The organism is Curtobacterium sp. MCJR17_020 (genome assembly GCF_003234365.2).
Lineage (GTDB): Bacteria > Actinomycetota > Actinomycetes > Actinomycetales > Microbacteriaceae > Curtobacterium.
On sequence record NZ_CP126260.1, the window covers coordinates 1744911 to 1767452 of the forward strand.

Below are 22542 nucleotides of genomic sequence, written 5' to 3' on the forward strand. Positions count from 1 at the left end.
ACCGCCGCGGACGCCGAGCGTTCCGCGCTACTTCGCGAGGAACTCCAGCACCACGCGGTTCCACTCGTCGGGGTGGCTGACGTTGACGCCGTGCGGACCACCGGACACGACGTGCAGCTCGGAGCCGGCGATCGCGGCGTGCGTACGGGCACCCGAGCCCTCGAACGGCACGGTCGCGTCGCCGTCGCCGTGGATGACGAGCGTCGGCACGGTGACCTTCGACAGGTCGTCACGGAAGTCGGTGTTCGCGAACGAGGCCATCGCCTCGAGCGCGGCGGTCTTCGACGCCTGCTTCGCGAGCGTGAGTGCCTGCTGCCGGTCCTCCTCGGAGACGACCAGGGTGCCGTCCACCGAGAAGAAGTCGGTCGTGAACTGGTCGTAGAACGCGTCCTCGTCCTTCGTCAGGCCCGCGGTCATCTCGGCCGCCTGCTCCTTCGGCAGCGGGCCGTCCGGGTTGTCCGACGTCTGCAGCAGGTACGGCGGCACAGCCGAGGCGAAGACGACGCTGTGCAGCCGCTCGGTGCCGTACTTCGAGAAGTAGCGGGCGACCTCGCCGCCGCCCATCGAGAAGCCGACGAGCGTGACGTCCTGCAGGTCGAGCTCGGTGAGGATCGTGTGCAGGTCCTCGGTGAGGTGGTCGTAGTCGTAGCCGGTCTTCGGCTTGTCGCTGCGACCGAAGCCGCGACGGTCGTAGGTGACGACGCGGTGTCCGGCGTCGACGAACGCCGGGACCTGCTTGCTCCAGGACTCGCCGGAGAGCGGCCAGCCGTGGATCAGGACGACGGTGCGGCCGGAGCCGCCGGTGTCGTCGACGTGCAGGTTCGTGTCCTTGAAGAGCCCGTGGTGGGCGGTGATCTCGGTCAAGAGTCGCTTCCTTCCCGCGCCGCACGGGTGGCGGCACGCACCTCGTTGCTACCAGCGGGATCCCGAGCGACAGCGCGGATTGGACAGACCCCTCGGCGCCGTCTCCGGCGTCGGTGTCTGTGACGCGCGCGGCGACCACGGCCTACTGTCCAGCAGGATCAGGGAACCGTCACCGCGGCGGGTGCCCCTCGTCACGAGGGAGCGCCGATGAAGTACGTCAACTACGCCGGGACCGTCCGGGTCCTGACCGGCGACACGGTCGCCGACGCGGTGATCCGGTACGCGGCCGCCCTGCACCAGAGCCGGTTGAGCGACGTCGTGTCGGTCCCGACGACCGACGAGTTCGGCGCGGCCAGCACGGTGGAGCTGCTCCTCGCACCCGCGGTGGCGGTCGCCTTGGAACCGGCGCCGGACGACGACCTGGAACCCGAGGGCGGGGCGTTCCTGGCTGAACTGAGCCGACGGACCGAGGCGGTCCTGGCGGTCGACTCCAGCAGGTTCCCGACCGACCTCGGCCGGTGAGCGCGGTGCGCGCGGTGCGCGTCGCTCCGACCGCGCTGCGGTCAGGCGACCGGTCCGTCGCCCGTCAGGTCCGAGCGGGTGTCGGCGTGGATCGTCTCGGGGTGGTCGAACGTCCGCGCTGCCGCCCGCAGACGTTCCACGAACTCACCGTTCTCGACCTCGAGCTCGTCGTCGTCCGCATCGACGACGACGATCTCGCTCGACGGGCCGATGAGCATCTTCGTGGTCGTCATCGTGCCGTCCTCCGCCACCGTCGGGATCGCGATCGCGTCCGCGCGGCTGCCGCCTGCGAGCGCTGCGGCGTACTCGATCACGGCGTCGGCGACGTCGTCGCTCGTCAGGAACGTGGAGCGGTCGTACTGGATGTACTTCATGTCGGATCAGTCAAACGCGCGGATGCTGGTCGACGTCCAGGAAACCCGGCGCGTCGTGCGTTGCGCGGATGCCGACATGTCGCGAGGATCATCACGTGCCCGAGATGATGCACCGCACGCAGCGGGAGATCAGGACAGACGAGCCGTCGGTCGCGGCCGAGGCGCTGTCGGTGACCCACGTGACCCACGGACTCACCGTCGAGGCGACCGGAGCGGGCTTCGTCTTCGAGGAACGCGTGCGGGGCACCGCCCTGCTCTCCCTCGAGTCGACGCGGTGCACGGGCGCCCTGAGCGGCGCGGTCGAGCCCGGGCGGGCGATGATGATCGTCTGGGTGAAGTCCGGTTCGGCGCACGTCGACGACAACCCGGTGCAGATCGGCCGCCCCGTGCTCTACCGACAGGACCCGCAGCGGTTCCGGTGGGTGGACTTCCAGCACGACGTGCTGCGCATCGACCGGACGATCGTCGAGCAGGTCGCCGCCGAGCGCGGTGACTGGGCTCCGGGTCCGCTGGAGTTCCGTCCCCGACACGTGCCGGAGGGGGCGCCGCTCGCCGCCTGGTGGCTCATGGTCCGGTCGGTCGCGCAGGAGGTCCTGCAGGGTCCGACGGACGTGCCGCTCGAGCGTGAGCGCGAGCTCGCCCGGTTCGCCGCCGGCGGCTTGCTGACCGCGATCCCGCACTGGCCGGTGGGGCAGCACGAACCGGTGATGGCGTCGACCGCGCGCTTCGCCCGCGCCGAGACGTTCCTGCTCGACCACGCGACCGAGCAGATCACCGTCAACGACGTCGCCGAGGCCGCGGGGCTGAGTGTCCGCGGGGTGCAGGCGGCGTTCCAGCGGCACCACGGCATCACGCCGACGATGTACCTGCGTCGGATCCGGCTCCTGCTCGCCCGGGAGCAGCTCGAGGCCGGCGACGACCGCAGCGTCGCCGAGATCGCCCGGGCGACGGGGTTCGCGCACCTGGGCCGGTTCGCCGGGAGCTACCGGCAGGAGTTCGGGGAGCTGCCGCGGCAGACGGCGCTGGCGGCGCGGGAGTAGCGGTCCGGGGCATTACCGCAAGGATCACGCAACGGCCCGAGAGTCCGTTGTCGGTCTCCTGGGGAGCGCTTACGTTTCCGGTGTGTGGTGTCGCCGCACGACTCCCTCGAGCCCAGGAGGCCGCATGGCCACGCCAGCCGTCCCCGTCCCCTCCACGTTCTCCCGACGCTTCCGCGAGGACGTCGCGCACGCCCGGGAGCACGTCCTCCTCACGGCCCTGCTCGGCTCGCCGTTCCTGCCGCGGGTGGTGCGACGGCTGCTGCTGACCGCCGCGGGCGCCCGTGCCGAGTCGGCTCCCGGCCCCGGGTTCTCGCTGACCGGCGACCCGCGCAACCTGTCGGTCGCGCGCGGTGTCTACTTCAACCGCGGGACGACCATCGAGGCCATCGCCCCCGTCAGCATCGGTGCGAACGCCGCGATCGGCATGCAGGTCCTCATCATGACGAGCCACCACGCGATCGACGCCGACGGCCGGTGGAGCGACACCGCGACCGGCCGTCCGGTCGTCATCGAGGACCGCGTGTGGATCGGCGGCCGTGCGACGATCCTGCCCGGCGCGCACATCGAGCACGACGTGGTCGTCGCGGCCGGCGCGGTCGTCACCGGGCGACTGCTGGCGCACGGCGTCTACGCCGGCGTGCCGGCGAAGCGCATCCGCGACCTGGCCGGGGCGGAACCGGCCACGGACCGCAGAGCGACCGCCTGACGGCCTGGAGGCCCGTGGCGGCGCCGCTACGGGCCTCCAGGCCGCATCGCACGCCCGTCCAGGGCACCGTGCCCTTCCGCGGGCACGTCGCGTCTGCGACGATGGGCGCGCAGCGGGCGACGACGCCCGCCCGTCGTGAGGAGTCCACCATGTCCGTGCGTCTCAACCCGTACCTCGGCTTCCGCTCGGGGGCCCGCGAAGCCCTCGACTTCTACCACTCGGTGTTCCACGGCGAGCTCACGATCGGCACCTTCGGCGAAGCCGGCATGAGTCAGGACCCCGCCGACGCCGACAAGGTCATGCACGGGCAGCTCGAGGGCGAGAACGGCCTGCTGCTGATGGCCTCGGACGCGCCGACGGGCATGGAGACGCCGTCGGAGAGCACGATCTCGCTCTCGCTCAGCGGCGACGACCACGAGGCCCTGACCCGCTACTGGAACGGACTCGCCGACGGCGCGTCGATCATCGAACCGCTCACGACGGCCCCGTGGGGCGACACCTTCGGGATGCTCACCGACCGGTTCCGGGTCACGTGGCTCGTGAACATCAGCGGTCCGGCGAGCTGACGGAGACGGGGACCGCGCCCACGCTCGCGGCGATCGGCCACCGTGGCACCCAGCACCGGACACGCGCGGCGTAGCGGCGGAAGTCGTCGCCGAAACGGGCCTCGAGGTCGGCCTCCTCGAGCGGCCGGACCACGCAGTTCCACACGATCGACCCGGCGAGCGCGTAGACGACGACCATCCACGACCCGAGCAGCAGCCCGACGGCGACGCCCTGCGTGATGCCGGCGAGCGCCATCGGGTTGCGCACCGAGCGGTACGGGCCGGCGACGACCAAGCGGTTCGCACTGGCGGACGGCAGCGGGGTGCCAGCGCCCTTGGTCGACATCGCCGCCGCCGACGCGATGCCGAGCGCGCTGGCGAGCGCGAGAACGACGAGCCCGACCACCAGCAGCGCGGTCACGACCGGTTCGGGCAGTGCGGGGTGCAGCCGCCAGCGGTGCTCGGCGACGGCGATGGCCACGGGGAACACCCCGAGGAACAGCCCCCAGAAGACGACGATCTGCACGGTCGTCGCCACCACGTGCCGTGACGTCGCGGCACCCGGGTCGGCGGTGCGGAACCGCAGCGGACCGGACGTCAACCACTCGGTCGGTACCCGACCGAGCAGGACGAGGGCGAGGGCCAGCGCCGAGCCGACGGTCGCCGCGGTCATGACGACGACGCCCCAGCCGGCCTCGCCGGTGACGGTCGCCCAGACGGCGAGTCCGGCGAGGACGAGCGCGGTCCACACGGTGGCGACGGTCGCCGCGATCCGTCCGACCGTGCCCGCGGAGACCGCTGCGAGCGCCGAGGCCACGACGAAGAGCGGGACGTCGAGGGCCGCGACGGCCACCGGGTCCAGCGAGCCGAGCGTGAGCGTCCGGACGGCGGGGACGGTCGCGACGGTGATCCACCACACCGCGCCGCCGATGGCCTGCAGTGCGAAGTAGAGCCGGCCCCAGGACACGTCTGCACGCTAGCAGGGCGACGCGGTGCGCCGGGCGGCGCCTCAGTCCTGGCGGTTGATCTGCCCGAGCCACCGGCCGAACGCCGGAGTGCGGGCGTCGTGCAGCTTGGTCAGGACGGGCTTCGGCGTGCAGGTGCGCTCGTCGACGATCGCTGCGCACTTGTGGGGTTCCAGGCTCATGGTGTGCTCCTTCGTGGTCTTCGTGATCGGTGCAGAGTTCGACAGCGGGCGGGTCCGATCCATTCCCACCCGCTGCCGTGGAGTGCGGTCCCGGTCAGGGCGTGACCATGCCGCCGTTCACGTTGAGCGTCTCGCCGACGACGTAGCTCGACTCGTCCGACGCCAGGAACACGTAGGCCGGTGCGAGTTCGGCTGGCTGCCCGGCGCGCCCCATCGGCGACTCGCTGCTGCCGAACTCGGGAAGCGTCGACGGGTCGACGCCGCCGCTCGGCTGCAGGACCGTCCACGTCGGCCCCGGCGCGACGACGTTGACGCGGATGCCGCGCTCGACGAGCAGCTGCGACAGCCCCTTCGACAGGTTGTTGATCGCGCCCTTCGACGCCGCGTAGTCGAGCCGGTCGGGTGCCGGCTTGTACGCCTCCATCGACGCCGTCGTGGTGATCGTCGCACCGGGTTCCAGGTGCGGCAGCGCCGCCTTGACGAGGCGGAACAGCCCGAAGACGTTCACGTCGAAGGTCGCCTCGAACTGGTCGTCGGTGATGTCGAGCACGTCCGGCTGCCAGCGCTGCTTGCCGGCGACGCTCACCAGGGCGTCGAGACCGCCGAGTCCGGCGACGGCCTGGTCGACGAGCTCCTGCGCGTACGCCTTGTCACGCAGGTCGCCGGGGATCGCCACGGCGGTGCGTCCGGCGGCACGGATCTGCTCGAGGACGTGGTCGGCGTCGGACTGCTCCTCCGGCAGGTAGGCGATCGCGACGTCGGCGCCCTCGCGGGCGAACGCGATCGCGACGGCGCCGCCGATGCCGGAGTCACCGCCGGTGATCAGGGCCTTGCGGCCGGCGAGCCGGCCGGTGCCCCGGTAGCTCGTCTCGCCCAGGTCGGGGACCGGGTCCATGGCGGACTGGAGGCCCGGCTCGTCCTGCGTCTGCGGCTCCGGCTGGACATCGGGGTAGCGGGTGCGCGGGTCGCCGTGTTCGTACTGGTCGGTGGGCATGCGAGTTCCTTCCTGCTCGTGCCTCCACGGAACCCGTCCCGGCTGGACGGCGGCGGAGCGCCATCCGCCCTGCGCACCCGTCCAGGACCGCGGGGTTGCCTCGGGACCATGAGTGACGACGACGACCAGCAGACCGAGCGCGACTTCGCCGATGCGGTGAACATGACCCCGTCGGAGCTCCGCGAGTGGCTCGACACCGACGAGTCGAAGCACGTCGGGCAGAAGCCCCCGGGCGGCGGTGAGTCGACCGGGCACGAGAGCGGGCGGCACGTCATCCGGATCCTCGAGAAGCACAAGGCGGACCGGACCGACGACGACCACGCCCACATGCGGAAGGTGGTCGGCTACGTCGCCCGGCACTCGGAACAGCGGCCGGACGGTGACGTGCATGACACCCCGTGGCGGTGGTCGCTGATGAACTGGGGCCACGACCCCGAGAAGCGCTGAGCCGCCGCCGGCTCGGAACGACGCCGGGCCGGCGCGCGTACCGTGACGCACCATGCCGAACCAACTCAAGAAGCCGGACATGTACGAGGGACTCCGCAAGGAGGGCAACTCGAAGGAGAAGGCCGCGCGGATCAGCAACGCCGCAGCGGCCCGCGGCGAGGAGGCAGTCGGGAAGAAGGGCGGCGAGTCCGGCTCCTACGACGACTGGACCGTCGCCGACCTCCGGGAGCGGGCGAAGGAGCTCGGCCTGACCGGGTACTCGTCGAAGCGCAAGGCCGAGCTCGTCGAGGCGCTCCGGGATCACTGACCGAGGTCGGCGACCGCGTCGATGCCCTCGGCGATCTCCGCCGCGTGCGTGTGGTGCAGGTAGTGCCCGCCGTCGAGCAGGACGACCTGGCCGTCGGCGACCGACGCCGCCTGCTCACGGTGCAGGCGCTCCCACCCCGGCACCTCCGGGTCGTCGCCCACGACGAACAGGCGGACCGGCAGGTCGGTGGGGAATGTTCGGCTGCGGGCGTGCCGGAAGTTCGCGCTGAGGTGCTCGTACTCGTCCAGGTACGTCGCGCGCATGCTGGTGCGGTGTGACAGCAGGGTCATCTGCTCCTTCTGCGCATCGGTGTAGGGCAGCCCGGCGTACGCGTCGCCGGACACGGCAGTGAGCACGCGGGCGAGCCCGGTGGCCTTCACGAAGCGGAAGAGGCCAGATCCGGCGGCCTCGTCGATGCCGGGCTGCGTCGGCACACTGCTGTCGATGCCGACGAACGCCTGCACCTCGTCCGGGTACGCGTTCGTGTACTCGAGCGCGTAGATCCCGGCGACCGAGTGCCCCGCGAGCACGTACCGGTCGATGCCGAGCGTCGACAGCGCCTGGTGCACCTCGTCGACGATGTTCGCGCTGGTGCGGGGCCGGTCGGTGCCGTCGCTCAGGCCGTACCCGAGCGGCTCGAGGACCACCACCCGGTGCGTGTCCTGCAACCGGTCGACGAGCGGGGCGAAGTCGATCACGGGGGATGCCGTGCCGAAGCCGGGCAGCAGCACGACGGTCGACGCCCCGGACCCGGTGACGGCGACGTTCACCCGGCCGCCGGTGACGGGGACGAGTTCGCCGTACGGGCGGATGTCGTCCCGTTCCGCAGCGGTCGCGATCGCGTCGTAGGTGGCCGTGCCGCCGAGCGTCAGGGCGCCGAGGCCGACGAGCCCGACGAGCGAGAACCCGATGATCCGGAGCGGGCGACGGCGCCGGCGTGCAGGGCGGGCCGGGGTGCTGGTGGGGGTGGCCGTGGGGTGGTGCGTGTCCATGCCTGCACGCTAGGTCCGGCGTGCGGGGCCGCACATCGGAGCACGGTACCGACGCGCCTCGCCCGCGTCGTACCGCGGGCTGACGTCGGCTGACATCGGCACTGGTTCGGCATGGGGGAGAATGGCCGGGTGAACGAGACGGGCATGCCGCGCTTCCGACGGATCTGGTCGACCGTGCAGGTCGGTGTGCTGGCGATCGCTGTGGCCTTCTGCATCGTGATGCTCGTGATCGGGCAGGGGAAGCTCGACCGCGTCTACGCCGTCGCCGCGATCTTCTTCGGCCTGGCGCTCGTCGGGCACAGCACGTACCTCTGGCTGCTCGCCCGGAACGCCCGAACCGGCCGCTGACCCGAGGGGGCCGCCGCTTCGTCTCCGGTCTCGGTTCCGGCTACGCGCCGAAGCGCAGCGCGAGCGGCACGAGCAGCCCGGCCACCCAGACGAGCACCATCACGAGCGCACCGATCGCGATGAACCGACGGCGACGACGCAGCTTCGGACTCCGCTCCTCGCCCCACATCTGCGCGCGGACCAGCACCCGGTTGGCCTGCTCGACGACCTTGCGGACCTCGGGGTCGTCCAGCTCGAGGGCACCGGACCGGGCGTGTTCGGCGATGACCGTGGCTTCGTCGACGGTCAGGTCGTCCTTGCGCATGCTCCATCCTCGCACCGGGGCGAGGGGTACGGCTCGTCTGTGCGGGAACGGACCAGCAGGCGCGTACCAAGGACGCATGGGACATCGGTACCGCGGGAAGATCGTCGTCGTCACCGGAGCATCGAGCGGCATCGGGAGGGCCGCGGCGCACGAGTTCGCCCGACAGGGTGCCACGCTCGTGCTCGCCGCACGCGGCCACGACTCCCTCGAAGCCGCCGCCGCCGAGTGCCGTGCACTCGGGGCCGACGCGGTCGCGATCCCGACGGACGTCGCCGACGAGCACCAGGTCAAGGACCTCATCGGCACGGTGACGAGTCGGCACGGTCGCATCGACGTCTTCGTCGGCAATGCCGCGCTGTTCGTCTACGGCCTGTTCGAGCAGACCCCCACCGAGGCGTTCAAGCGGGTCGTCGACACGAACCTCTACGGCCACCTCAACGCGATCACGCACCTGCTCCCGCACTGGAAGCAGCGCGGCACGGGCACGTACGTGCTCGTCGGCTCGATCCAGTCGCTGCTGTCAGCGCCGTACCAGTCGGCCTACGTGACGAGCAAGCACGCGGCGCTCGGCCTGGTCGACGTCCTCGGCGACGAGTTCGCGCACACCGGCATCCGTTTCACCACGCTGCTGCCGTCGACGATCGACACCCCGATCTACCAGAACGGCGCGAACTACACCGGCAAGAACTCGCACCCGCTGCCGCCGACGGTGTCGGTCGAGCGCGCGGGTCGTGCCGTCGTCACCGCCGCCACACACCCGAAGCGGTACCGCTACGTCGGCCGCATCCAGGCGTCGCTCGTCCCGCTGCAGTACGTGTTCCCGGGGCTGTTCCACAAGATCACGAAGCCGATGGTCGAGACCTTCGCGCTGCGCGGGAAGGGCGACCCGACCGACGGCAACCTCTACGCCCCGGCGGACGCCGACAACGCCACGAACGGCGGCTGGGTCGCGAAGCGACGGCGCGTCACGCGTCCGCTCGTGTGGCTCGGCGCGGCTGCGGCGGTCGGCGCGGTCGTCCTCAGCCGCACACGGCGCTAGTCCCACCGGAACCGGGCGTACCTGCCGGTAGCGGGCGTACCGACCGGAACCGGGCGTACCTGCCGTGATCTTCGTGGCAGGTACGCCCGTTCTCGTTTGGTACCGCAGACGTTCTGGGAAGGAACGGGCGGCTCAGAAGAGCCTCGCGCTCGCGCGGCGCGCGCCCTCACCGAGCGACTCGAGCTTCGCGGCGGCGATCTGCGGGTGGATGCGGCCGCCCAGGCCGCAGTCGGTGCCGGCGATGACGCGCTCGCGCCCGACGACCGAGGCGAACCGCTCGATGCGCTGCGCGACCAGGTCGGGGTGCTCGACGACGTTCGTGGCGTGGCCGACGACACCCGGCACGATGACCTTGCCGTCGGGCAGGGTGACGTCCTGCCAGACGGTCCACTCGTGCTCGTGGCGGGCGTTCGCGGCCTCGAACGAGTAGGCGCCGGCGTCGATGTCGAGCATGAGGTCGACGATGTGGCGGAGTTCGATGTCAGTGGTGTGCGGGCCGTGCCACGAGCCCCAGCACAGGTGGAAGCGGACGCGGCTGGTGTCGAGGCCCCTGAGCGCGTGGTTGAGCGCCTCGACGCGGATGCGGGTGAAGGCGCGGTAGTCCTCCAGGCTCGGCTCGGGGTTGATCTGGTCCCAGTTCTCGGCGATCGAGGGGTCGTCGATCTGCAGCACGAGGCCCGCGTCGAGGATGATCCGGTACTCCTCGCGCAGGGCGTCGGCCCAGGCCCAGATGTGCTCTTCGTCGGTGGCGTAGTACTCGTTCGCGACCCGGGCCGCGGAGCCGGGGGAGAGCGCCGTGATGAAGCCGTTCTCGGCACCGGCGGCCTCGACCGCGTGCCCGAGGTTGGCGGCGTCGGTGCGTGCGGCCTCGTGTCCGGTGTAGGCGATCGGGCCGGTCGTGGTGGGGAACGCGGTGGCGTTCTTGCCGGTGCCGATGCCCGACGCCGGGTCGGTGTAGGCCTCGCGGAAGATCGTCCAGTCGCGACGGTCCGGGAAGCTGGTCAGCTGCACGTTGCCCGGGCTCGAGCGGACCGGCTGCTGCGTGAAGATGTCGGCGTCCGTGAGCGAGAGTCCGCTGACACGTTGGAACGAGTACCCCCACCACGCGCCGTAGTCGACGCTGTTCGACATCGCCTTGCCGAACTCGCCGTCACCCGGCTGCGTGATGCCGAGGGCGGTCTGGCGCGCGACGATGTCATCGACGGCCGCGCTCGTCATCGAGCGGACCTCGTCGGTGGTCTCCAACGTGAAGCCGTCGGCGCCCACGGGGCGGGCGGCGTTCGCGGCGATGAGCTCCGGCGTGCGCGGGAGCGACCCGGCGGTGGTGGCCTGGACGTGGTCGCTGTTCTCGAAGGGCATCGGCCCAATGTGCCACGGGCCGCCTCCGAGCCGGGCTCCGTTACGTGGCACGACGCGAGCCGGAGAGAATGGGACCCCATGCCCAGCGCGCGCCCGACTTCCCGCATCCCGCTCAACACCCTCGCCGCACCGTTCGGCCTGGCCGGCTTCGCGGAGACCTGGTCGTACGCGGCACCCGTCCTCGGATTGCCGCCCGTCGTCCCGCAGGTGTTCTGGGTGGTCGCGGCGGTGGCGTGGTCGTGGCTGCTCGGCGCGCACGTCCTGCGGGGCGTCCGGGTCGACGAACGCCTGGTCGACCAGCTCCGCCACCCCGCGCAGGGCCCGATCGCGGCCCTGGTTCCCGCGACGGCGATGCTCCTCGGCGTCGACCTCGCGCGGTTCTGGGAGATCGGGGGGCAGGTCCTCGTGTTGCTCGCGGTGGCGGTCGCTGCCGGGTTCGCGGCGTGGTTGCTGAGCACGTGGTTCGAGGGGCGCCTGACCCTGGAGGCCGTGCACGGCGGCTACCTGCTGCCGACGGTCGCCGCGGCCCTCGTCGCCGCCGTCGCCACGCACGAGGTCGGTGTGGTCTGGCTGTCCTGGGCGTGCTTCGGCGTCGGCGTGTTCTTCTGGGGCGTGATGACCGGACTGCTCCTCATCCGGCTGTCGTTCCGCCCCGCACTGCCCGACCCGCTCGTCCCCACGATGGCGATCCTCGTGGCTCCGCCCGCGGTGGCGACGGTGTCCCTGTTCGCGCTCACCGACGACGCCCGAACCCTGCCCGTGCAGGCGATCGCGGGCCTCGGTGTCCTCATGCTCCTCGTGCAGCTCGCCCTGCTGCCCCGGTACGTCCGGCTCGGGTTCTCGCTCGGGTTCTGGTCGTTCGTGTTCCCGGCTGCGGCGGTCGCGACGGCGGCGATCGAGTGGTTCCGGGTGCTCGACCTGCCGGTGGCGTGGGTGCCCACGACCGTGCTGCTCGTGCTGCTCAACGTGCTCGTGCTCGTGGTCGGGGTGCGGTCCCTGAGCCTGGCCGCGCGGCACCTGCTCGGGCAGGCCGAGTCGGTGCTGCACGCCGCCGACGACGAGGACGCGGCACCCGCGACGCACTGACGCGGCGCTGACGGTGATGCGGAGCCGACGGTGTCGCGGTGCGTCAGCACCCGTTCTGCGACGAACCACGCGTCGAACGACTCGTGGCTCGTCGCGGAACGGGTGCGCGGTGCGACGGATCCGCGCGGGTCAGGCGCTGACGGTCTCGTCCGCCGTGAGCACCGGGGCGATCGTCCCCGTCCGGGCGCTTTCGTACGCCGCCAGGATCATGCCGAGCACCGCGATGCCCTCGCGCTCCGTGTGGATCGGTCGCGTGCCGTCGCGCAGGCACGCCCCGAACGCGCCGATCTCGGCTGCGAAGGTGTCGACCTCGTCGAAGGTGACCGACTCGCTCGTGCCGTCCCGCAGGTCCCACCGCAGCGTCGTGCCGTCGCTCGTCAGGGCGCCGTGTTCGCCGACGACGCTGAACCGCTCGGTGCCGGCGGCCGGGTCGTACGCCCAGCTCGTCACGAGCTGGCCCACGGCGCCGTTGTCGAAGCGGAACAGGGCCTGTGCCGAATCCTCACCCTCCATGAACGCCAGCCGGTGCGTGGAGAGCATCGCGGTGGCCTGCACGGGGACGCCACCGGCCAGGTGCATGAGCAGGTAGCTCGGGTGGTACCCGGTGTCGATGAGCTCACCGCCGCCGCTCGTCGACGCGTGGGCACGCCACCCCATGTTCGACGGGTCGAACTCGTTGCGGAACGAGTCGGTGGTGCGGACCTCGTAGACCGTGCCGAGCGCCCCGCCGTCGATGAGTTCCTTGGCCTTGGCGACCGCGGGCATGAACAGCTGGTTGTGCGCGCACATCAGGGTGATGCCGGACTCGGACACCGCGCGCTGCACGTCGGCGGCCTCGTCGGGGCTCAGGCACAGCGGCTTCTCGCACAGCACGTGCTTGCCCGCCTTCGCCGCGGCGACGATCGCGTCGCGGTGCAGGTGGTGCGGCAGGCAGATGTCGACGGCGTCGATGTCCGCCTGCTCGAGCATCGCGAGGTAGTCGGTGAAGAACGGGACGCCGAGCTCCGCCCCGCGTTCCTCGGCCGTGGCCGCGAACGCGTCGGCGACCGCGGCGATGCGGATCGTGTCGGGGTGCTCGGCGTAGCCGGCGATGTGCGCGGACGCGATGCCGCCCCCGCCGATGAGGCCGACGCGGATGATGTCGCTGGACATGGTGGCTCCTGTGGTTGGTTCGAGGTGCTGGACTGCTGGGGCGGTCAGGCGGGTGCGCCGACGAGGGCGTCGCTGGTGGCGGACTGGCCCGCGGCGTCGTTCGCGGCGACCACCAGGCGGGTGAGCTCGACGGCGCGGGCGAGGTTGTCGTCGGCACGCGTGTCGGCGGCGATGTGGTCCACCCACTGACCGAACGCGTCCTGGGCGTCGGCGGGGACGTCGAGGGTGACCGGCTCGTCGCCGTAGGCCGGTCCGCCGGCGGTGAGCCGGGCCTCCTGGTCGGAGTACGCGAGCCAGCCCCGGGTGCCCGCCACGTCGATCGTGAACGGCGTGCCCGCGACGAAGCCGGCCTCGATGACGCCGATCGCCTGCGATGCGTAGCCGACGGTGACCACCGCGTGGTCCTCGACCGCGCGGCCGGTGTAGGAGCGGTAGACGGCCTCGACCGTGTCGGGGCGGGCACCGAGGAACAGCTGCGTCAGGTAGACGGGGTGGCAGCCGAGGTCGGTGAGGGCGCCGCCGATCGCCGTCGCCGGGTCGAAGAAGCGCTCCGGCAGCCACGGTGCGACGGCACCGTCGTGCGAGAGCCGGACGCGGGAGTACGTGACGTCGCCGAGGCGGCCTGCGTCGAGCTCGCGCCGGATCGCGGCCGTGTAGCCGTGGGAGAGCCGCGGGAGCGAGACCACGAGCTTGACCCCGGCGGCGTCGCAGGCGGCGATGACCGCGTCGCACTCCTCGACGGTGGGGGCGAGGAGCTTCTCGGTGAAGACGTGCTTGCCGGCCGCTGCTGCGCGCTCGATCACGTCGCGGTGGACGTCGGTCGAGGTCGTGATCGTGACGGCGTCGACGTCGGTGCGGGCGAGCAACGCATCGAGGTCGTCGGTGTACTCGACACCGAACCGTTCGGCGCCGGCTCGGCCGCGGTCGGTGTCGTCGTCCCAGACGGCCACGAGCTCGGTGCCGGGGTGGTCGACGGTCTGCTGTGCGTAGTCGCCGGCGTGGACGTGCCAGAAGCCGAGGACGGCGACGCGCAAGGGGGTGGAGGGCATGTGTCGGTGGTTCCTTTCGTGGGGGACGACCAGAGCGTTCCCGCTCAGATCCGGACCTTGTCGTAGTCCTTCGGCAACGTGAACGGCGAGTAGGTCTGCATCATCGGGTCGACGCGGTTCTGCGCCCGCTCGACGGCTTCCTGCGGACTCGCGGTGCCGAGCAGGACACTCGACCGCGCGTCCGCGAGGGAGTCCCACCACGCGCCGCCGACGGGCAACGGCGGGCGGCAGGTGGACGCGCCGATCGACTCGGTGAAGAAGCGGATCGACTTCGCGGAGCCCTTCGGGTCCTTCAGCGCCGCGATGTTCGACGGCACGCTGGTGGCCGGCACCATGTAGGTCTCCTGGCCCTGCTTGCTCGTGAAGTACTTCATGAGCTCCCACACGGCCTTGTTCTTCTTCGAGCCCTTCGGCACGCACAGCGCGAAGCCACCGGACCACGTGTACTTGTCGCCGCCGTCCTGCTGGGTCGGCAGGTACGCGGTGCCCCAGTCGAGGTCCTTCGGGCCGTAGTTGTCGAAGGTCTGGATGGTGGAGGGGACGCTGACCATGAACGCCATCCGGTCCGCCATGAACGCGGTCTGTCCCGGCGGGTGCCCGGTCGGCTCGTAGGTGGCGATGAAGGTGTCGGCGTCCTTGTAGCCGTACCGCTTCGCCCAGTCCTCGTAGAACTCGAAGATGCTGCGGACGCTCTTCGAGTCCATCGTCATCTTCGAGTCCTGCTGGTCGAAGTACGACGCACCGAGGCCGAGCCCCCACGTGAACGGCCAGCCTTCGCCGTACCAGGGGAGCAGTCCCATGTGGGTGTAGTCGCCACCGGACTTCTTCGTGATGCGTTCGCTGACGTCCCACATCCGGTCCATGCTCACCGGGCCGTTGTGCTCCCAGTCGAACTCGTCGGGGTCGATCCCGGCGCCGGTCAGCATCTTCCGGTTCACGAACATGCCGCGGGCGTCGGTGTCGTGGGGCAGGCCGTAGGTCTTGCCCTGGTAGCTGACCTCGCCGATCGTGAACCCGAGCCACTGCGCCAGGACCTCGTCCTTCGGCTGGTCCTCGAACTCCTCGATCATGTCGTCGATCGGTTCGATGAGCCCGATCGCCGCGTACTGCGCCGCACTGAACCGGTCGAGGAGCCACAGGTCGGGGGCGGTGCCGCCGCGCACGGCCGTGATGATGCTCGTGGCGTCGCCGGTGCCCTGCGACGGGACGACGTTCACCTTGACGTCGACCTCGGGGTGGACCTTGTTGAAGTCCTTGATCACCTTCGTCTGGAACGGCACGAACGTGCCGGTGACACCCCAGATCGTGACCTGGTTCGGGTTGCTCCGGCCGCTCGAGCCGGAGGCGCACGATGCTGCGAGGAGTGCGAGCGCCCCCGCACCGCCGGTCGCGGCCGCACCGCGCAGGAACGTTCGTCGGTCGAATGCGCTGCTCACTTGAAGCTCCCGATCTGGACGCCCTTGATGAACGTCCGCTGGAACACGAAGAACAGGACCACGAGCGGCAGGATGATGAGCACCGATGCCGCCATCAGCTGGTTGAACTGGAAGTCCTGCGAGTTGTTGAGGCGGAAGATCTGCAGCCCGATGGACAGCGTCTGCACGTTCTCGTCCTGCAGGTAGATGAGCGGCCCGAGGAAGTCGTTCCATGCACCCACCGCCGCGAAGATCCCGACCGTGACGAGCGCCGCCTTGGCCTGCGGGAACACGATGCGCCAGAGGATGCCCCACTCGGAGGCGCCGTCCATCCGCGCTGCGTTGAGCAGGTCCTTCGGGATCTGCAGCAGGAACTGCCGGAGCAGGAACACGTAGAACGCGGACCCGAACAGACTCGGCACGATGAGGGGCAGGAAGGTGTTGATCCAGCCGAGTCGGGCGTACAGGTCGAACATCGGGATGAGCGTGACGGGGAACGGGATGAACAGCGTGGCGAGCACGACGTAGAACACCTTGTCGCGGCCGCGCCACTCGAGGCACGAGAACCCGTACGCGATCACGAGGTTCGAGACCATCGAGAAGAGCGTCACGCAGACCGTGATGATGAGCGTGTTCCGGAAGAACGTGAAGAACGGCATCGCGTCGATCGCCTTGCCGAAGTTCGACCAGTCGAGCCACTGCGGGAACCAGGTGGGCGGGAAGGCACCGAGTTCGGAGTTGCCCTTCAGCGCCGAGATGACCATCCAGTAGATGGGGATGAGGAACAGCAGGCTCATCGCGATGAGGAGCACGCGGGCGAGGACGGACGACCACGGTGAGCGGATCGAGCCGTCGGCGTTCCGGGATCGGTCGTCGGCACCCTTGCGACCGCGGGGCCGGACGGACTCGATCGACGAGGTGACCGTGTCGCGGTCCGGGTGTCGTTCAGTGCGCAGTGTCATCGGTCACTCCCCGGTCACGTCGTAGTTGACGAAGCGCTTGGACAGCCAGTACACGAGCCCGGACAGGATCATGCCGGCCAGGAACAGCAGCACGGCCATGGCGCTGGCGAATCCGAGCTGCGCGTAGCTGAACGCGTTCTTGTAGAGGTAGAGCATGTAGAACAACGTCCCGTTGTCCGGGCTGCCGAGTCCTCCGGTGCCGGACGAGATCACGTACGCCTCGGTGAAGACCTGCAGGCCGTTGCTGATGCCGGTGATCAGGTTGAACAGGATCACGGGGGAGAGCAGCGGCAGCGTCAGCGCGAAGAACTGCCGGAGCGGTCCGGCCCCGTCCACGCGAGCGGCTTCGTACAGGGTCTTCGGGATCCCGCGCAGCCCGGCGAGGAAGATCAGTGCCGCGTTGCCGGCACCCATCTGCGCGAGTGCGACGATGACGAGCTTCGCCGTGGTCGGGTCGCCGAGCAGGTTCGTCGCCGGGATCCCGACGAGCTTCATGACCTGGTTGACGAGGCCGGTCTGCGGGTTGACGAGCACCACGAAGATGAACGCCAGCGCGAAGGTCGGGATGAGCGACGGGATGTAGAGGGCCGTCCGGTACCAGCCGATCTCGCGGACGTCCTGGTTCATCGCGATGGCGATCACGATGGCGATGACGATCCCGACGGGCACCGCGATGACGGCGTAGAACAGGGTGTTGCCGACCGCGGTGTGCACGAGCGGGTCGATGAACGCGGCGACGTAGTTGGCGAACCCGACCCAGGTGATGTCGGCCATGCCCGAGTACCGGGTCAGGCTGATCGCGAACGAGTAGATCAGGGGGTAGGCGATGAACACCAGCACGCCGAGGATCCACGGCGAGATGAACGCGATGCCGACGCGCAGCCGGCGCTTCTCGGCCGGGGTCCACGGATGCTTCTCGCGTGGTCGTCGACGGACCGCGACGTCACCGCCCGTGCGCGTCCGTGGTGGTGCAGTGGTTCCGGATCGTGCGGTCGTCGTCACGAGCGTCCCTTCCGACCCCGTGCCACGCCGGTGTGGCACGGGCGAATCCGTCGTCGGACGGGCGAACCGATCGCTCCGTCGCGGTTTCAATCCAATTGATTGACAAATTCGTATGACCAGAGATGCTAGGGACCATGTCCGAGCCGCGTCAACCCCTTCCTGACACCGTGGTGCAGGGCAGAACGGGCGGCACGAACCTCGTGCGCGTCGGGGTCCAGAACCGTGCCCTGGTGCTCGATCTCGTCCGTCGCCGGGGACCGTTCGCCCGCGCCGAGTTGATGCGTGCGACCGGGCTCAGCGCGCAGACGGTGTCGAACATCGCGGCCGGACTCGTGGGAGCGGGACTCGTGCGCGAAACACCGGGCGGCGGACGACGACTCGAGATCGTCGCGGGGTCGCGGTCGGCGATCGGGGTCCACCTCGACCCGGCGCACCTCGTCGTCGTGCGCACCGACCTGACCGGAGCCGTGCTGGCCGTCGAGCACGTCGACCTGGACGCGACGGACGACCCGGCGCGGACGCTCGACACGATGGCGGCGGCGGTGCACCGGGTCCGTGGCGACGGCAGTCGGGCCCGCTCGCGCACCGGCGTGCCCGCTCCCGTCGGCATCGGCCTCGCCGTCCCCGGCTCCATCGACCCGGACGGCGTGCGGATGGGCACCCCCGCGCAGTTGCCCGCCTGGTGGTCGCTGCCCGTCACCGACGAGCTCGTCGCCCGGACCGGTCTGCCGGTGCGGCTCGAGAAGGACGGCGTCGCGAGTGCCCTGGGCGAGGTCTGGTCCGCTGCCGGCGCCGACGACCTGGTCTCCGTGTTCCTCGGCCACGGCATCAGCGCCGCGACGGTCGCCGCGGGCGAGGTGGTCCGCGGCGCGACCGGCAACGCCGGTGAGTTCGGTGGCATGCCCGTCGAGGCGCACGGCCGCTGGACCGAGGTGTGGGAAGCCTGCCAGCCCCTGCAGCAGGTCCGGCGCGCCACCGACGCCGGCCTGCTCCCCAGGGGCATCCCGCTCGACCGCGCCAGCGACGTCCGGCACGCGTTCGAGCGGCTCTGCGCGACGCCGTCCGCGGTGCCGCTGGTCGCCGAGGCCGGCGCCGCCCTCGGATCCGCGCTCGCCCACGTCGTCGAGCTGCTCGACGTGCCACGCGTCGTGATCGGTGGCAGTGCAGCTCTGGCCGGCGGCGACGTCTTCATCGCGGCCGTCCGCGAGCGGCTCGCGGTCCGCCTGCCGCACGGGCCGTTCCCGACGGTCGCCGCCACCGCCTTCGGCGAGGCCTCGGTGGCCCGCGGGGCCGCCTGCGCGGTGCTGCAGGCCGACCTCGCCGTGCCTGCCCCCGTCGGCCGCGGTACCGACGTCGGTACGGGGCGTCGACCAGGAGGCCCGGTGCACGTCCGCAGCATCGCCCACCCCTGGTGAGCGGGACCGTCCAGGGCGTCGGGTCGGCCGTGCGCGTGACGTCGCGCGACGGCGACGTCGCGTTCGCGGCCCGGGCGTCGTAGCGTCGGGGCATGAGCACGACGACGCCGACCGCACCCGACTCCGCCACCGAGTGGGCGGCCTGGCACGACGCCCACGAACGAGCCCGGGCGAGCGAGCACGGCTTCCTCGCCATCACGAGCATCCGGTGGCTGACGAGCACGCCCGAGCGGTTCGACGACGCCCCGGGCACGTGGTCGACGGGCGATGACGGGCCCGTCGTCGAGCTCGCGGACGGCGAGACGATCACGGTCGACGGGCAGTCGACCACCGGTACCCACCGCTTCGGACCACTGCCCGAGCGCTCGAGCACGAACGTCGTGTGGCAGGACGGCGACGAGACCGTCGTGATCGAGGTCGCCCGTCGTGGCGGCAGCGACGTCATCCGGCCCCGGCACCCGGGCAACCCGACCCGCACCGAGTACCCCGGCACCCCGACGTACGAGCCGTCGGACCGGTTCGTGGTCGACGCGCACTTCGAACCGTTCGACGAACCGCGCGAGGTCACCGTGGGCTCGGTCGTCGACGGGCTGCAGCACGTGTACTCGGCGCCCGGCGTCCTCACCTTCGACCTCGACGGGCCGCGGTCGCTGCTCGCGTTCAACGGGCACGGCGACGGCCTGCACGTCCTGTTCACCGACCGCACCAGCGGCGTCACGACCTCCGCCGCGAACCGGAGCCTGGACATCGCCGCCCCGGATGCCGCCGGCGCGACCCGGATCGACTTCACCCGCGCGACGAACCTGCCGTGCGCGTACACCGCGCACGCGACGTGCCCGCTGCCGCCGGCCGAGAACCGGCTCGACGTCGCGGTCGAGGCGGGGGAGTGCCTGCCCGTCTGACCCCGCCGCCGCGGAGTGCCGCGGAACGACGTCCTCGGCGTCGTTCGCTGCGCGTGCATCGTCCGACATTCCACGAGGTGATCGACTCGTGGTTGGTCGGAACATGCACGCGCACTCGATGCGTGCGCACGAGACGACGATCCACCCGTTGATCAACGAGTGGAACGTCGGAACATGCACGCGCACCGGCCGTGGGCGCGCCGGTCGGCGGGTGCGTCAGCCGGAGGGCACGCGCTGCCAGGTGCTCGTCGCCCGCCACGCCCGCGCATCGAACGCGAACACGCTGCCCATACCGGGTTGGTCGAGCGCGCGTGCCACCGGCGCTCCGGTCAGGTCGGCGAGCAGGAGCGCCCCGACGGCACCGTGCGACACGATGGTCGCGTCGCCCGCCGCTGTGAGCCGCCGGACCGCTCCGACGATGCGGGCCTGGGCGTCGACGGCCCGCTCCCATCCGCGGACCGATCGGGTCGGCTCCGCGAAGAACCGGTCGACGACACCCTCGAACTCGGTCGGCGGCAGGTAGCCCGTCGCGCTGCGGTCGATCTCGCCGAGCAGGGGATCCTGCGCGGGCACGAGCCCGACCGCGGCCCCGAGCAGCTCGGCGGTCTCGACGGCCTTGCGTTCCGTGCTCGACACGAGTGTCCGGACGCCCGGCTCCCAGGCCAGCGGACCCGACCGCGCTGCGCGTGCGCGTCCCGCTGCGGAGAGCCCCCACGACTCGATCGGCTCGGCGGGCTCCACGACGACCTCGGCGTGGCTCAGGAAGTACGAGACCATCCGCCGATCCTGGCACGGACCCACAGCGGCGCCGAGCAGCCGTGTTACGGACCGTGAAGCTCCGTCGCTTCCTGGGAGCGTTCCTGTGATGAGGTGAAGCATTCCCCCGACCGCTCCACAGCCCGGAAGCGAACCCCGATGACCCGAACCCGTCGCGCACTCCTCGCGGCCCTGTCCGTCGCAGCCGTCTCCGCACTCGTCGCCGGCTGCTCGAACGGCAGCACCGCGTCGAGCAGCAGCACGCCGCAGGACGGTGGCACGCTCACGTACCTCGAGCCGCAGACCTGGAACACGCTGTACCCGCCGTCGGCCGGCTTCTACCCGAACGGCGGCATCGTGAACAACATCACGGACCGTCTGCTGTACCAGGACCCGAAGACGCTCGAGCTCGAGCCGTGGATCGCCACGGCGCTGCCGAAGGTGAACGCCGACGCCACCGAGTACACCTTCACCCTCCGTGACGGCGTCACCTACTCGGACGGCACCCCGCTCGACGCCGAGAACGTCGTGAAGAACTTCGACCTGTACGGCAAGGGCGACACCGATCGCGCGCTCACCGTCTCCGAGGCCATCAACAACTACGACCACGGCGAGGCCCTCGACGACCACACGGTGAAGTTCTTCTTCTCGGCGCCCGCCCCGGGCTTCGCGCAGGCGACCTCGACGATCAACTCCGGGCTCGTCTCGAACGAGACGCTCGACCGCACGGGTGAGGAGTTCGGCCCGGGCAACGCCGAGGACGTCATCGGCTCCGGCCCCTTCGTCGTGGCGAAGGAGAAGGTCGGCACCGAGATCGACCTCGCCGTCCGCAAGGACTACGACTGGGCGCCGGAGTCGGCGGACCACGACGGTCGCGCCCACCTGGACGGGATCGACATCGTGCTCGCCGGCGAGGACAGCGTGCGCGTCGGGACGGTCACCAGCGGCCAGGCGGACGTCGCCCGGCAGATCCCAGCCCCGGACGAGAAGCAGTTCGACGCGAGCGGCCTGTCGATCGTCGCCGCCCCGACGAACGGCGTGAACAACGGTCTGAGCTTCCGCTTCCGGACGCCGGAGCTCTCCGACGTCGCGGTGCGGAAGGCGATCATCGCCGGCATCGACCGCGAGGACATCCTGTCAAAGCTCTTCACCGACAACTACACGCTCGCGACCGGTGCGCTCGCGAAGACCGCCGCCGGCTACGTGGACACGTCGGAGTACTACGAGTACGACCCGGCGAAGGCGAAGGACCTGCTCGACGACGCGGGGTGGAAGGAGAACGGTGACGGTGTCCGCGAGAAGGACGGTGTCACGCTCAGCCTGACCTTCAACGAGGCGCTCCCGCAGCCCCGCTCGAAGGAGGTCGTGACGCTCATCCAAGAGCAGCTCAAGGAGATCGGCGTGCAGGTCGAACTGTTCTCCGGCGACCAGGCCGCGCAGACCGAGGCAGCCCTCGACCCGGACACGATCCAGGTGTACCACTCGATGGTCGGCCGGGCGGACTTCGACGTCCTGAAGTCCCAGTACTTCTCGAAGAACCGCAACACCCTGCTCAACCTCGACACCGCGGACGAGAGCATCGGCGACGAGCAGCTCGACGACGACCTGAACGCGATCGCGTCCGAACCGACGACCGAGGAGCGCGCGGCCGCGTCGAAGAAGGCCCAGGAGCGGCTCGCCGAACAGGCGTACATCCTGCCGATCTTCGAGGAGCCGCAGGTGTTCGGTCTCCGTGACACCGTGCGGGGCTTCGCCACCGAGTCCGTCGGCCGTCCGTCGTTCTACGACGTCTCGAAGTCGAACTGACGAGGACGC

Annotated in this window: 26 protein-coding genes; 12 read left to right on the plus strand and 14 right to left on the minus strand. The window is 70.8% G+C overall.

Annotated elements, in window-relative coordinates:
• Positions 1-27: 27 nt before the first annotated feature.
• Positions 28-864 (minus strand): alpha/beta fold hydrolase, encoded by an 837-nt coding sequence (locus tag DEJ14_RS08275; RefSeq protein ID WP_111085667.1) that lies wholly within the window; start codon positions 862-864, stop codon positions 28-30.
• A 207-nt stretch (positions 865-1071) separates the two neighbouring features.
• On the opposite strand from DEJ14_RS08275, the gene DEJ14_RS08280 reads away from it, so the two are divergent.
• Positions 1072-1386: a hypothetical protein gene (locus DEJ14_RS08280; RefSeq protein ID WP_111085666.1), complete on the plus strand. Its 315-nt coding sequence runs from the start codon at positions 1072-1074 to the stop codon at positions 1384-1386.
• A gap of 41 nt (positions 1387-1427) precedes the next feature.
• Here the strand turns inward: DEJ14_RS08280 and DEJ14_RS08285 are convergent, their stop codons facing one another.
• Entirely contained in the window at positions 1428-1760 is a 333-nt protein-coding gene (locus DEJ14_RS08285) for a hypothetical protein (protein WP_111085665.1), read from the minus strand.
• 104 nt (positions 1761-1864) lie between these two features.
• Between DEJ14_RS08285 and DEJ14_RS08290 the strand changes: the two genes are divergently transcribed.
• From DEJ14_RS08290 to DEJ14_RS08300, 3 genes are all read left to right on the plus strand, one after another.
• Positions 1865-2800 (plus strand): AraC family transcriptional regulator, encoded by a 936-nt coding sequence (locus DEJ14_RS08290; protein WP_258373288.1) that lies wholly within the window; start codon positions 1865-1867, stop codon positions 2798-2800.
• Between the two features lie 124 nt (positions 2801-2924).
• Positions 2925-3506: a DapH/DapD/GlmU-related protein gene (locus DEJ14_RS08295; RefSeq protein ID WP_111085663.1), complete on the plus strand. Its 582-nt coding sequence runs from the start codon at positions 2925-2927 to the stop codon at positions 3504-3506.
• A gap of 149 nt (positions 3507-3655) precedes the next feature.
• Positions 3656-4072: a VOC family protein gene (locus DEJ14_RS08300; RefSeq protein WP_111085714.1), complete on the plus strand. Its 417-nt coding sequence runs from the start codon at positions 3656-3658 to the stop codon at positions 4070-4072.
• Here the strand turns inward: DEJ14_RS08300 and DEJ14_RS08305 are convergent.
• The 3 genes from DEJ14_RS08305 to DEJ14_RS08315 all read right to left on the minus strand — a co-directional run bounded on the left by DEJ14_RS08305 (position 4053) and on the right by DEJ14_RS08315 (position 6192).
• Complete coding sequence (locus DEJ14_RS08305; protein WP_111085662.1) at positions 4053-5018, minus strand: methyltransferase family protein; 966 nt, start codon at positions 5016-5018, stop codon at positions 4053-4055. The two genes, DEJ14_RS08300 and DEJ14_RS08305, sit on opposite strands and share 20 nt — an antisense overlap.
• Before the next feature lie 42 nt (positions 5019-5060).
• Entirely contained in the window at positions 5061-5198 is a 138-nt protein-coding gene (locus tag DEJ14_RS08310; RefSeq protein ID WP_181437558.1) for a hypothetical protein, read from the minus strand.
• Positions 5199-5292: 94 nt separating this feature from the next.
• Positions 5293-6192 carry an SDR family oxidoreductase gene (locus DEJ14_RS08315; RefSeq protein ID WP_111085660.1) on the minus strand — a complete coding sequence of 300 codons (900 nt, stop codon included), beginning with the start codon at positions 6190-6192 and terminating at the stop codon, positions 5293-5295.
• A gap of 108 nt (positions 6193-6300) precedes the next feature.
• Between DEJ14_RS08315 and DEJ14_RS08320 the strand changes: the two genes are divergently transcribed.
• Together DEJ14_RS08320 and DEJ14_RS08325 are read left to right on the plus strand one after the other, a co-directional pair.
• Positions 6301-6639 carry a DUF3140 domain-containing protein gene (locus tag DEJ14_RS08320; protein WP_111085659.1) on the plus strand — a complete coding sequence of 113 codons (339 nt, stop codon included), beginning with the start codon at positions 6301-6303 and terminating at the stop codon, positions 6637-6639.
• Positions 6640-6691: 52 nt separating this feature from the next.
• Entirely contained in the window at positions 6692-6946 is a 255-nt protein-coding gene (locus tag DEJ14_RS08325) for a DUF7218 family protein (RefSeq protein WP_111085658.1), read from the plus strand.
• Here DEJ14_RS08325 and DEJ14_RS08330 read toward each other — a convergent pair.
• A complete protein-coding gene (locus DEJ14_RS08330; protein ID WP_111085657.1) occupies positions 6940-7938 on the minus strand; it encodes an alpha/beta fold hydrolase in 999 nt (332 codons plus the stop codon). The two genes, DEJ14_RS08325 and DEJ14_RS08330, sit on opposite strands and share 7 nt — an antisense overlap.
• 144 nt (positions 7939-8082) lie before the next feature.
• Here DEJ14_RS08330 and DEJ14_RS08335 point away from each other — a divergent pair, with 144 nt between their 5' ends.
• Positions 8083-8286 (plus strand): hypothetical protein, encoded by a 204-nt coding sequence (locus DEJ14_RS08335; protein WP_111085656.1) that lies wholly within the window; start codon positions 8083-8085, stop codon positions 8284-8286.
• Positions 8287-8326: 40 nt separating this feature from the next.
• On the opposite strand, the gene DEJ14_RS08340 is transcribed toward DEJ14_RS08335, so the two are convergent.
• Positions 8327-8590, minus strand: a complete 264-nt coding sequence (locus DEJ14_RS08340; protein WP_146249770.1) for a hypothetical protein — start codon at positions 8588-8590, stop codon at positions 8327-8329.
• Between the two features lie 76 nt (positions 8591-8666).
• Between DEJ14_RS08340 and DEJ14_RS08345 the strand changes: the two genes are divergently transcribed.
• On the plus strand, positions 8667-9629 hold the full coding sequence (locus tag DEJ14_RS08345) for an SDR family NAD(P)-dependent oxidoreductase (protein WP_181437557.1): 963 nt from the start codon (positions 8667-8669) through the stop codon (positions 9627-9629).
• A 132-nt stretch (positions 9630-9761) separates the two neighbouring features.
• On the opposite strand, the gene DEJ14_RS08350 is transcribed toward DEJ14_RS08345, so the two are convergent.
• A complete protein-coding gene (locus DEJ14_RS08350; RefSeq protein WP_111085654.1) occupies positions 9762-10988 on the minus strand; it encodes a cobalamin-independent methionine synthase II family protein in 1227 nt (408 codons plus the stop codon).
• A 78-nt stretch (positions 10989-11066) separates the two neighbouring features.
• Between DEJ14_RS08350 and DEJ14_RS08355 the strand changes: the two genes are divergently transcribed.
• On the plus strand, positions 11067-12074 hold the full coding sequence (locus DEJ14_RS08355; RefSeq protein WP_111085653.1) for an SLAC1 family transporter: 1008 nt from the start codon (positions 11067-11069) through the stop codon (positions 12072-12074).
• A 129-nt stretch (positions 12075-12203) separates the two neighbouring features.
• On the opposite strand, the gene DEJ14_RS08360 is transcribed toward DEJ14_RS08355, so the two are convergent.
• Genes DEJ14_RS08360 through DEJ14_RS08380 form a run of 5 tightly spaced genes read right to left on the minus strand, consistent with a single transcriptional unit; the run spans position 12204 to position 17654 of the window.
• Complete coding sequence (locus DEJ14_RS08360; protein WP_111085652.1) at positions 12204-13226, minus strand: Gfo/Idh/MocA family protein; 1023 nt, start codon at positions 13224-13226, stop codon at positions 12204-12206.
• A 44-nt stretch (positions 13227-13270) separates the two neighbouring features.
• A complete protein-coding gene (locus DEJ14_RS08365) occupies positions 13271-14275 on the minus strand; it encodes a Gfo/Idh/MocA family protein (RefSeq protein ID WP_111085651.1) in 1005 nt (334 codons plus the stop codon).
• Positions 14276-14319: 44 nt separating this feature from the next.
• Positions 14320-15711, minus strand: coding sequence for an ABC transporter substrate-binding protein (locus tag DEJ14_RS08370; protein ID WP_181437556.1), 1392 nt, complete (start codon positions 15709-15711; stop codon positions 14320-14322).
• Positions 15708-16652 carry a carbohydrate ABC transporter permease gene (locus DEJ14_RS08375; protein ID WP_111085649.1) on the minus strand — a complete coding sequence of 315 codons (945 nt, stop codon included), beginning with the start codon at positions 16650-16652 and terminating at the stop codon, positions 15708-15710. Before DEJ14_RS08375 ends, DEJ14_RS08370 begins: the two co-directional genes overlap by 4 nt.
• A 3-nt stretch (positions 16653-16655) precedes the next feature.
• Positions 16656-17654, minus strand: coding sequence for a carbohydrate ABC transporter permease (locus tag DEJ14_RS08380; RefSeq protein ID WP_111085648.1), 999 nt, complete (start codon positions 17652-17654; stop codon positions 16656-16658).
• A 134-nt stretch (positions 17655-17788) separates the two neighbouring features.
• Between DEJ14_RS08380 and DEJ14_RS08385 the strand changes: the two genes are divergently transcribed.
• Positions 17789-19069 (plus strand): ROK family transcriptional regulator, encoded by a 1281-nt coding sequence (locus tag DEJ14_RS08385; protein WP_181437555.1) that lies wholly within the window; start codon positions 17789-17791, stop codon positions 19067-19069.
• Between the two features lie 92 nt (positions 19070-19161).
• Positions 19162-19971, plus strand: a complete 810-nt coding sequence (locus DEJ14_RS08390) for a DUF1684 domain-containing protein (protein ID WP_111085646.1) — start codon at positions 19162-19164, stop codon at positions 19969-19971.
• A 216-nt stretch (positions 19972-20187) separates the two neighbouring features.
• On the opposite strand, the gene DEJ14_RS08395 is transcribed toward DEJ14_RS08390, so the two are convergent.
• On the minus strand, positions 20188-20748 hold the full coding sequence (locus DEJ14_RS08395; protein WP_111085645.1) for a histidine phosphatase family protein: 561 nt from the start codon (positions 20746-20748) through the stop codon (positions 20188-20190).
• Between the two features lie 138 nt (positions 20749-20886).
• Here DEJ14_RS08395 and DEJ14_RS08400 point away from each other — a divergent pair, with 138 nt between their 5' ends.
• On the plus strand, positions 20887-22533 hold the full coding sequence (locus DEJ14_RS08400; RefSeq protein WP_111085644.1) for a TIGR04028 family ABC transporter substrate-binding protein: 1647 nt from the start codon (positions 20887-20889) through the stop codon (positions 22531-22533).
• The last annotated feature ends 9 nt before the right edge of the window (positions 22534-22542 follow it).

Bases quoted from the DNA above. Each gene is read 5' to 3' on its own strand.
- DEJ14_RS08280 (WP_111085666.1), top strand. From the start codon at position 1,072: ATGAAGTACGTCAACTACGCCGGGACCGTCCGGGTCCTGACCGGCGAC.
- DEJ14_RS08285 (WP_111085665.1), bottom strand. From the start codon at position 1,760: ATGAAGTACATCCAGTACGACCGCTCCACGTTCCTGACGAGCGACGAC.
- DEJ14_RS08290 (WP_258373288.1), top strand. From the start codon at position 1,865: ATGATGCACCGCACGCAGCGGGAGATCAGGACAGACGAGCCGTCGGTC.
- DEJ14_RS08295 (WP_111085663.1), top strand. From the start codon at position 2,925: ATGGCCACGCCAGCCGTCCCCGTCCCCTCCACGTTCTCCCGACGCTTC.
- DEJ14_RS08300 (WP_111085714.1), top strand. From the start codon at position 3,656: ATGTCCGTGCGTCTCAACCCGTACCTCGGCTTCCGCTCGGGGGCCCGC.
- DEJ14_RS08310 (WP_181437558.1), bottom strand. From the start codon at position 5,198: ATGAGCCTGGAACCCCACAAGTGCGCAGCGATCGTCGACGAGCGCACC.
- DEJ14_RS08315 (WP_111085660.1), bottom strand. From the start codon at position 6,192: ATGCCCACCGACCAGTACGAACACGGCGACCCGCGCACCCGCTACCCC.
- DEJ14_RS08320 (WP_111085659.1), top strand. From the start codon at position 6,301: ATGAGTGACGACGACGACCAGCAGACCGAGCGCGACTTCGCCGATGCG.
- DEJ14_RS08325 (WP_111085658.1), top strand. From the start codon at position 6,692: ATGCCGAACCAACTCAAGAAGCCGGACATGTACGAGGGACTCCGCAAG.
- DEJ14_RS08330 (WP_111085657.1), bottom strand. From the start codon at position 7,938: ATGGACACGCACCACCCCACGGCCACCCCCACCAGCACCCCGGCCCGC.
- DEJ14_RS08335 (WP_111085656.1), top strand. From the start codon at position 8,083: ATGCCGCGCTTCCGACGGATCTGGTCGACCGTGCAGGTCGGTGTGCTG.
- DEJ14_RS08340 (WP_146249770.1), bottom strand. From the start codon at position 8,590: ATGCGCAAGGACGACCTGACCGTCGACGAAGCCACGGTCATCGCCGAA.
- DEJ14_RS08345 (WP_181437557.1), top strand. From the start codon at position 8,667: ATGGGACATCGGTACCGCGGGAAGATCGTCGTCGTCACCGGAGCATCG.
- DEJ14_RS08350 (WP_111085654.1), bottom strand. From the start codon at position 10,988: ATGCCCTTCGAGAACAGCGACCACGTCCAGGCCACCACCGCCGGGTCG.
- DEJ14_RS08355 (WP_111085653.1), top strand. From the start codon at position 11,067: ATGCCCAGCGCGCGCCCGACTTCCCGCATCCCGCTCAACACCCTCGCC.
- DEJ14_RS08360 (WP_111085652.1), bottom strand. From the start codon at position 13,226: ATGTCCAGCGACATCATCCGCGTCGGCCTCATCGGCGGGGGCGGCATC.
- DEJ14_RS08365 (WP_111085651.1), bottom strand. From the start codon at position 14,275: ATGCCCTCCACCCCCTTGCGCGTCGCCGTCCTCGGCTTCTGGCACGTC.
- DEJ14_RS08375 (WP_111085649.1), bottom strand. From the start codon at position 16,652: ATGACACTGCGCACTGAACGACACCCGGACCGCGACACGGTCACCTCG.
- DEJ14_RS08385 (WP_181437555.1), top strand. From the start codon at position 17,789: ATGTCCGAGCCGCGTCAACCCCTTCCTGACACCGTGGTGCAGGGCAGA.
- DEJ14_RS08390 (WP_111085646.1), top strand. From the start codon at position 19,162: ATGAGCACGACGACGCCGACCGCACCCGACTCCGCCACCGAGTGGGCG.
- DEJ14_RS08395 (WP_111085645.1), bottom strand. From the start codon at position 20,748: ATGGTCTCGTACTTCCTGAGCCACGCCGAGGTCGTCGTGGAGCCCGCC.
- DEJ14_RS08400 (WP_111085644.1), top strand. From the start codon at position 20,887: ATGACCCGAACCCGTCGCGCACTCCTCGCGGCCCTGTCCGTCGCAGCC.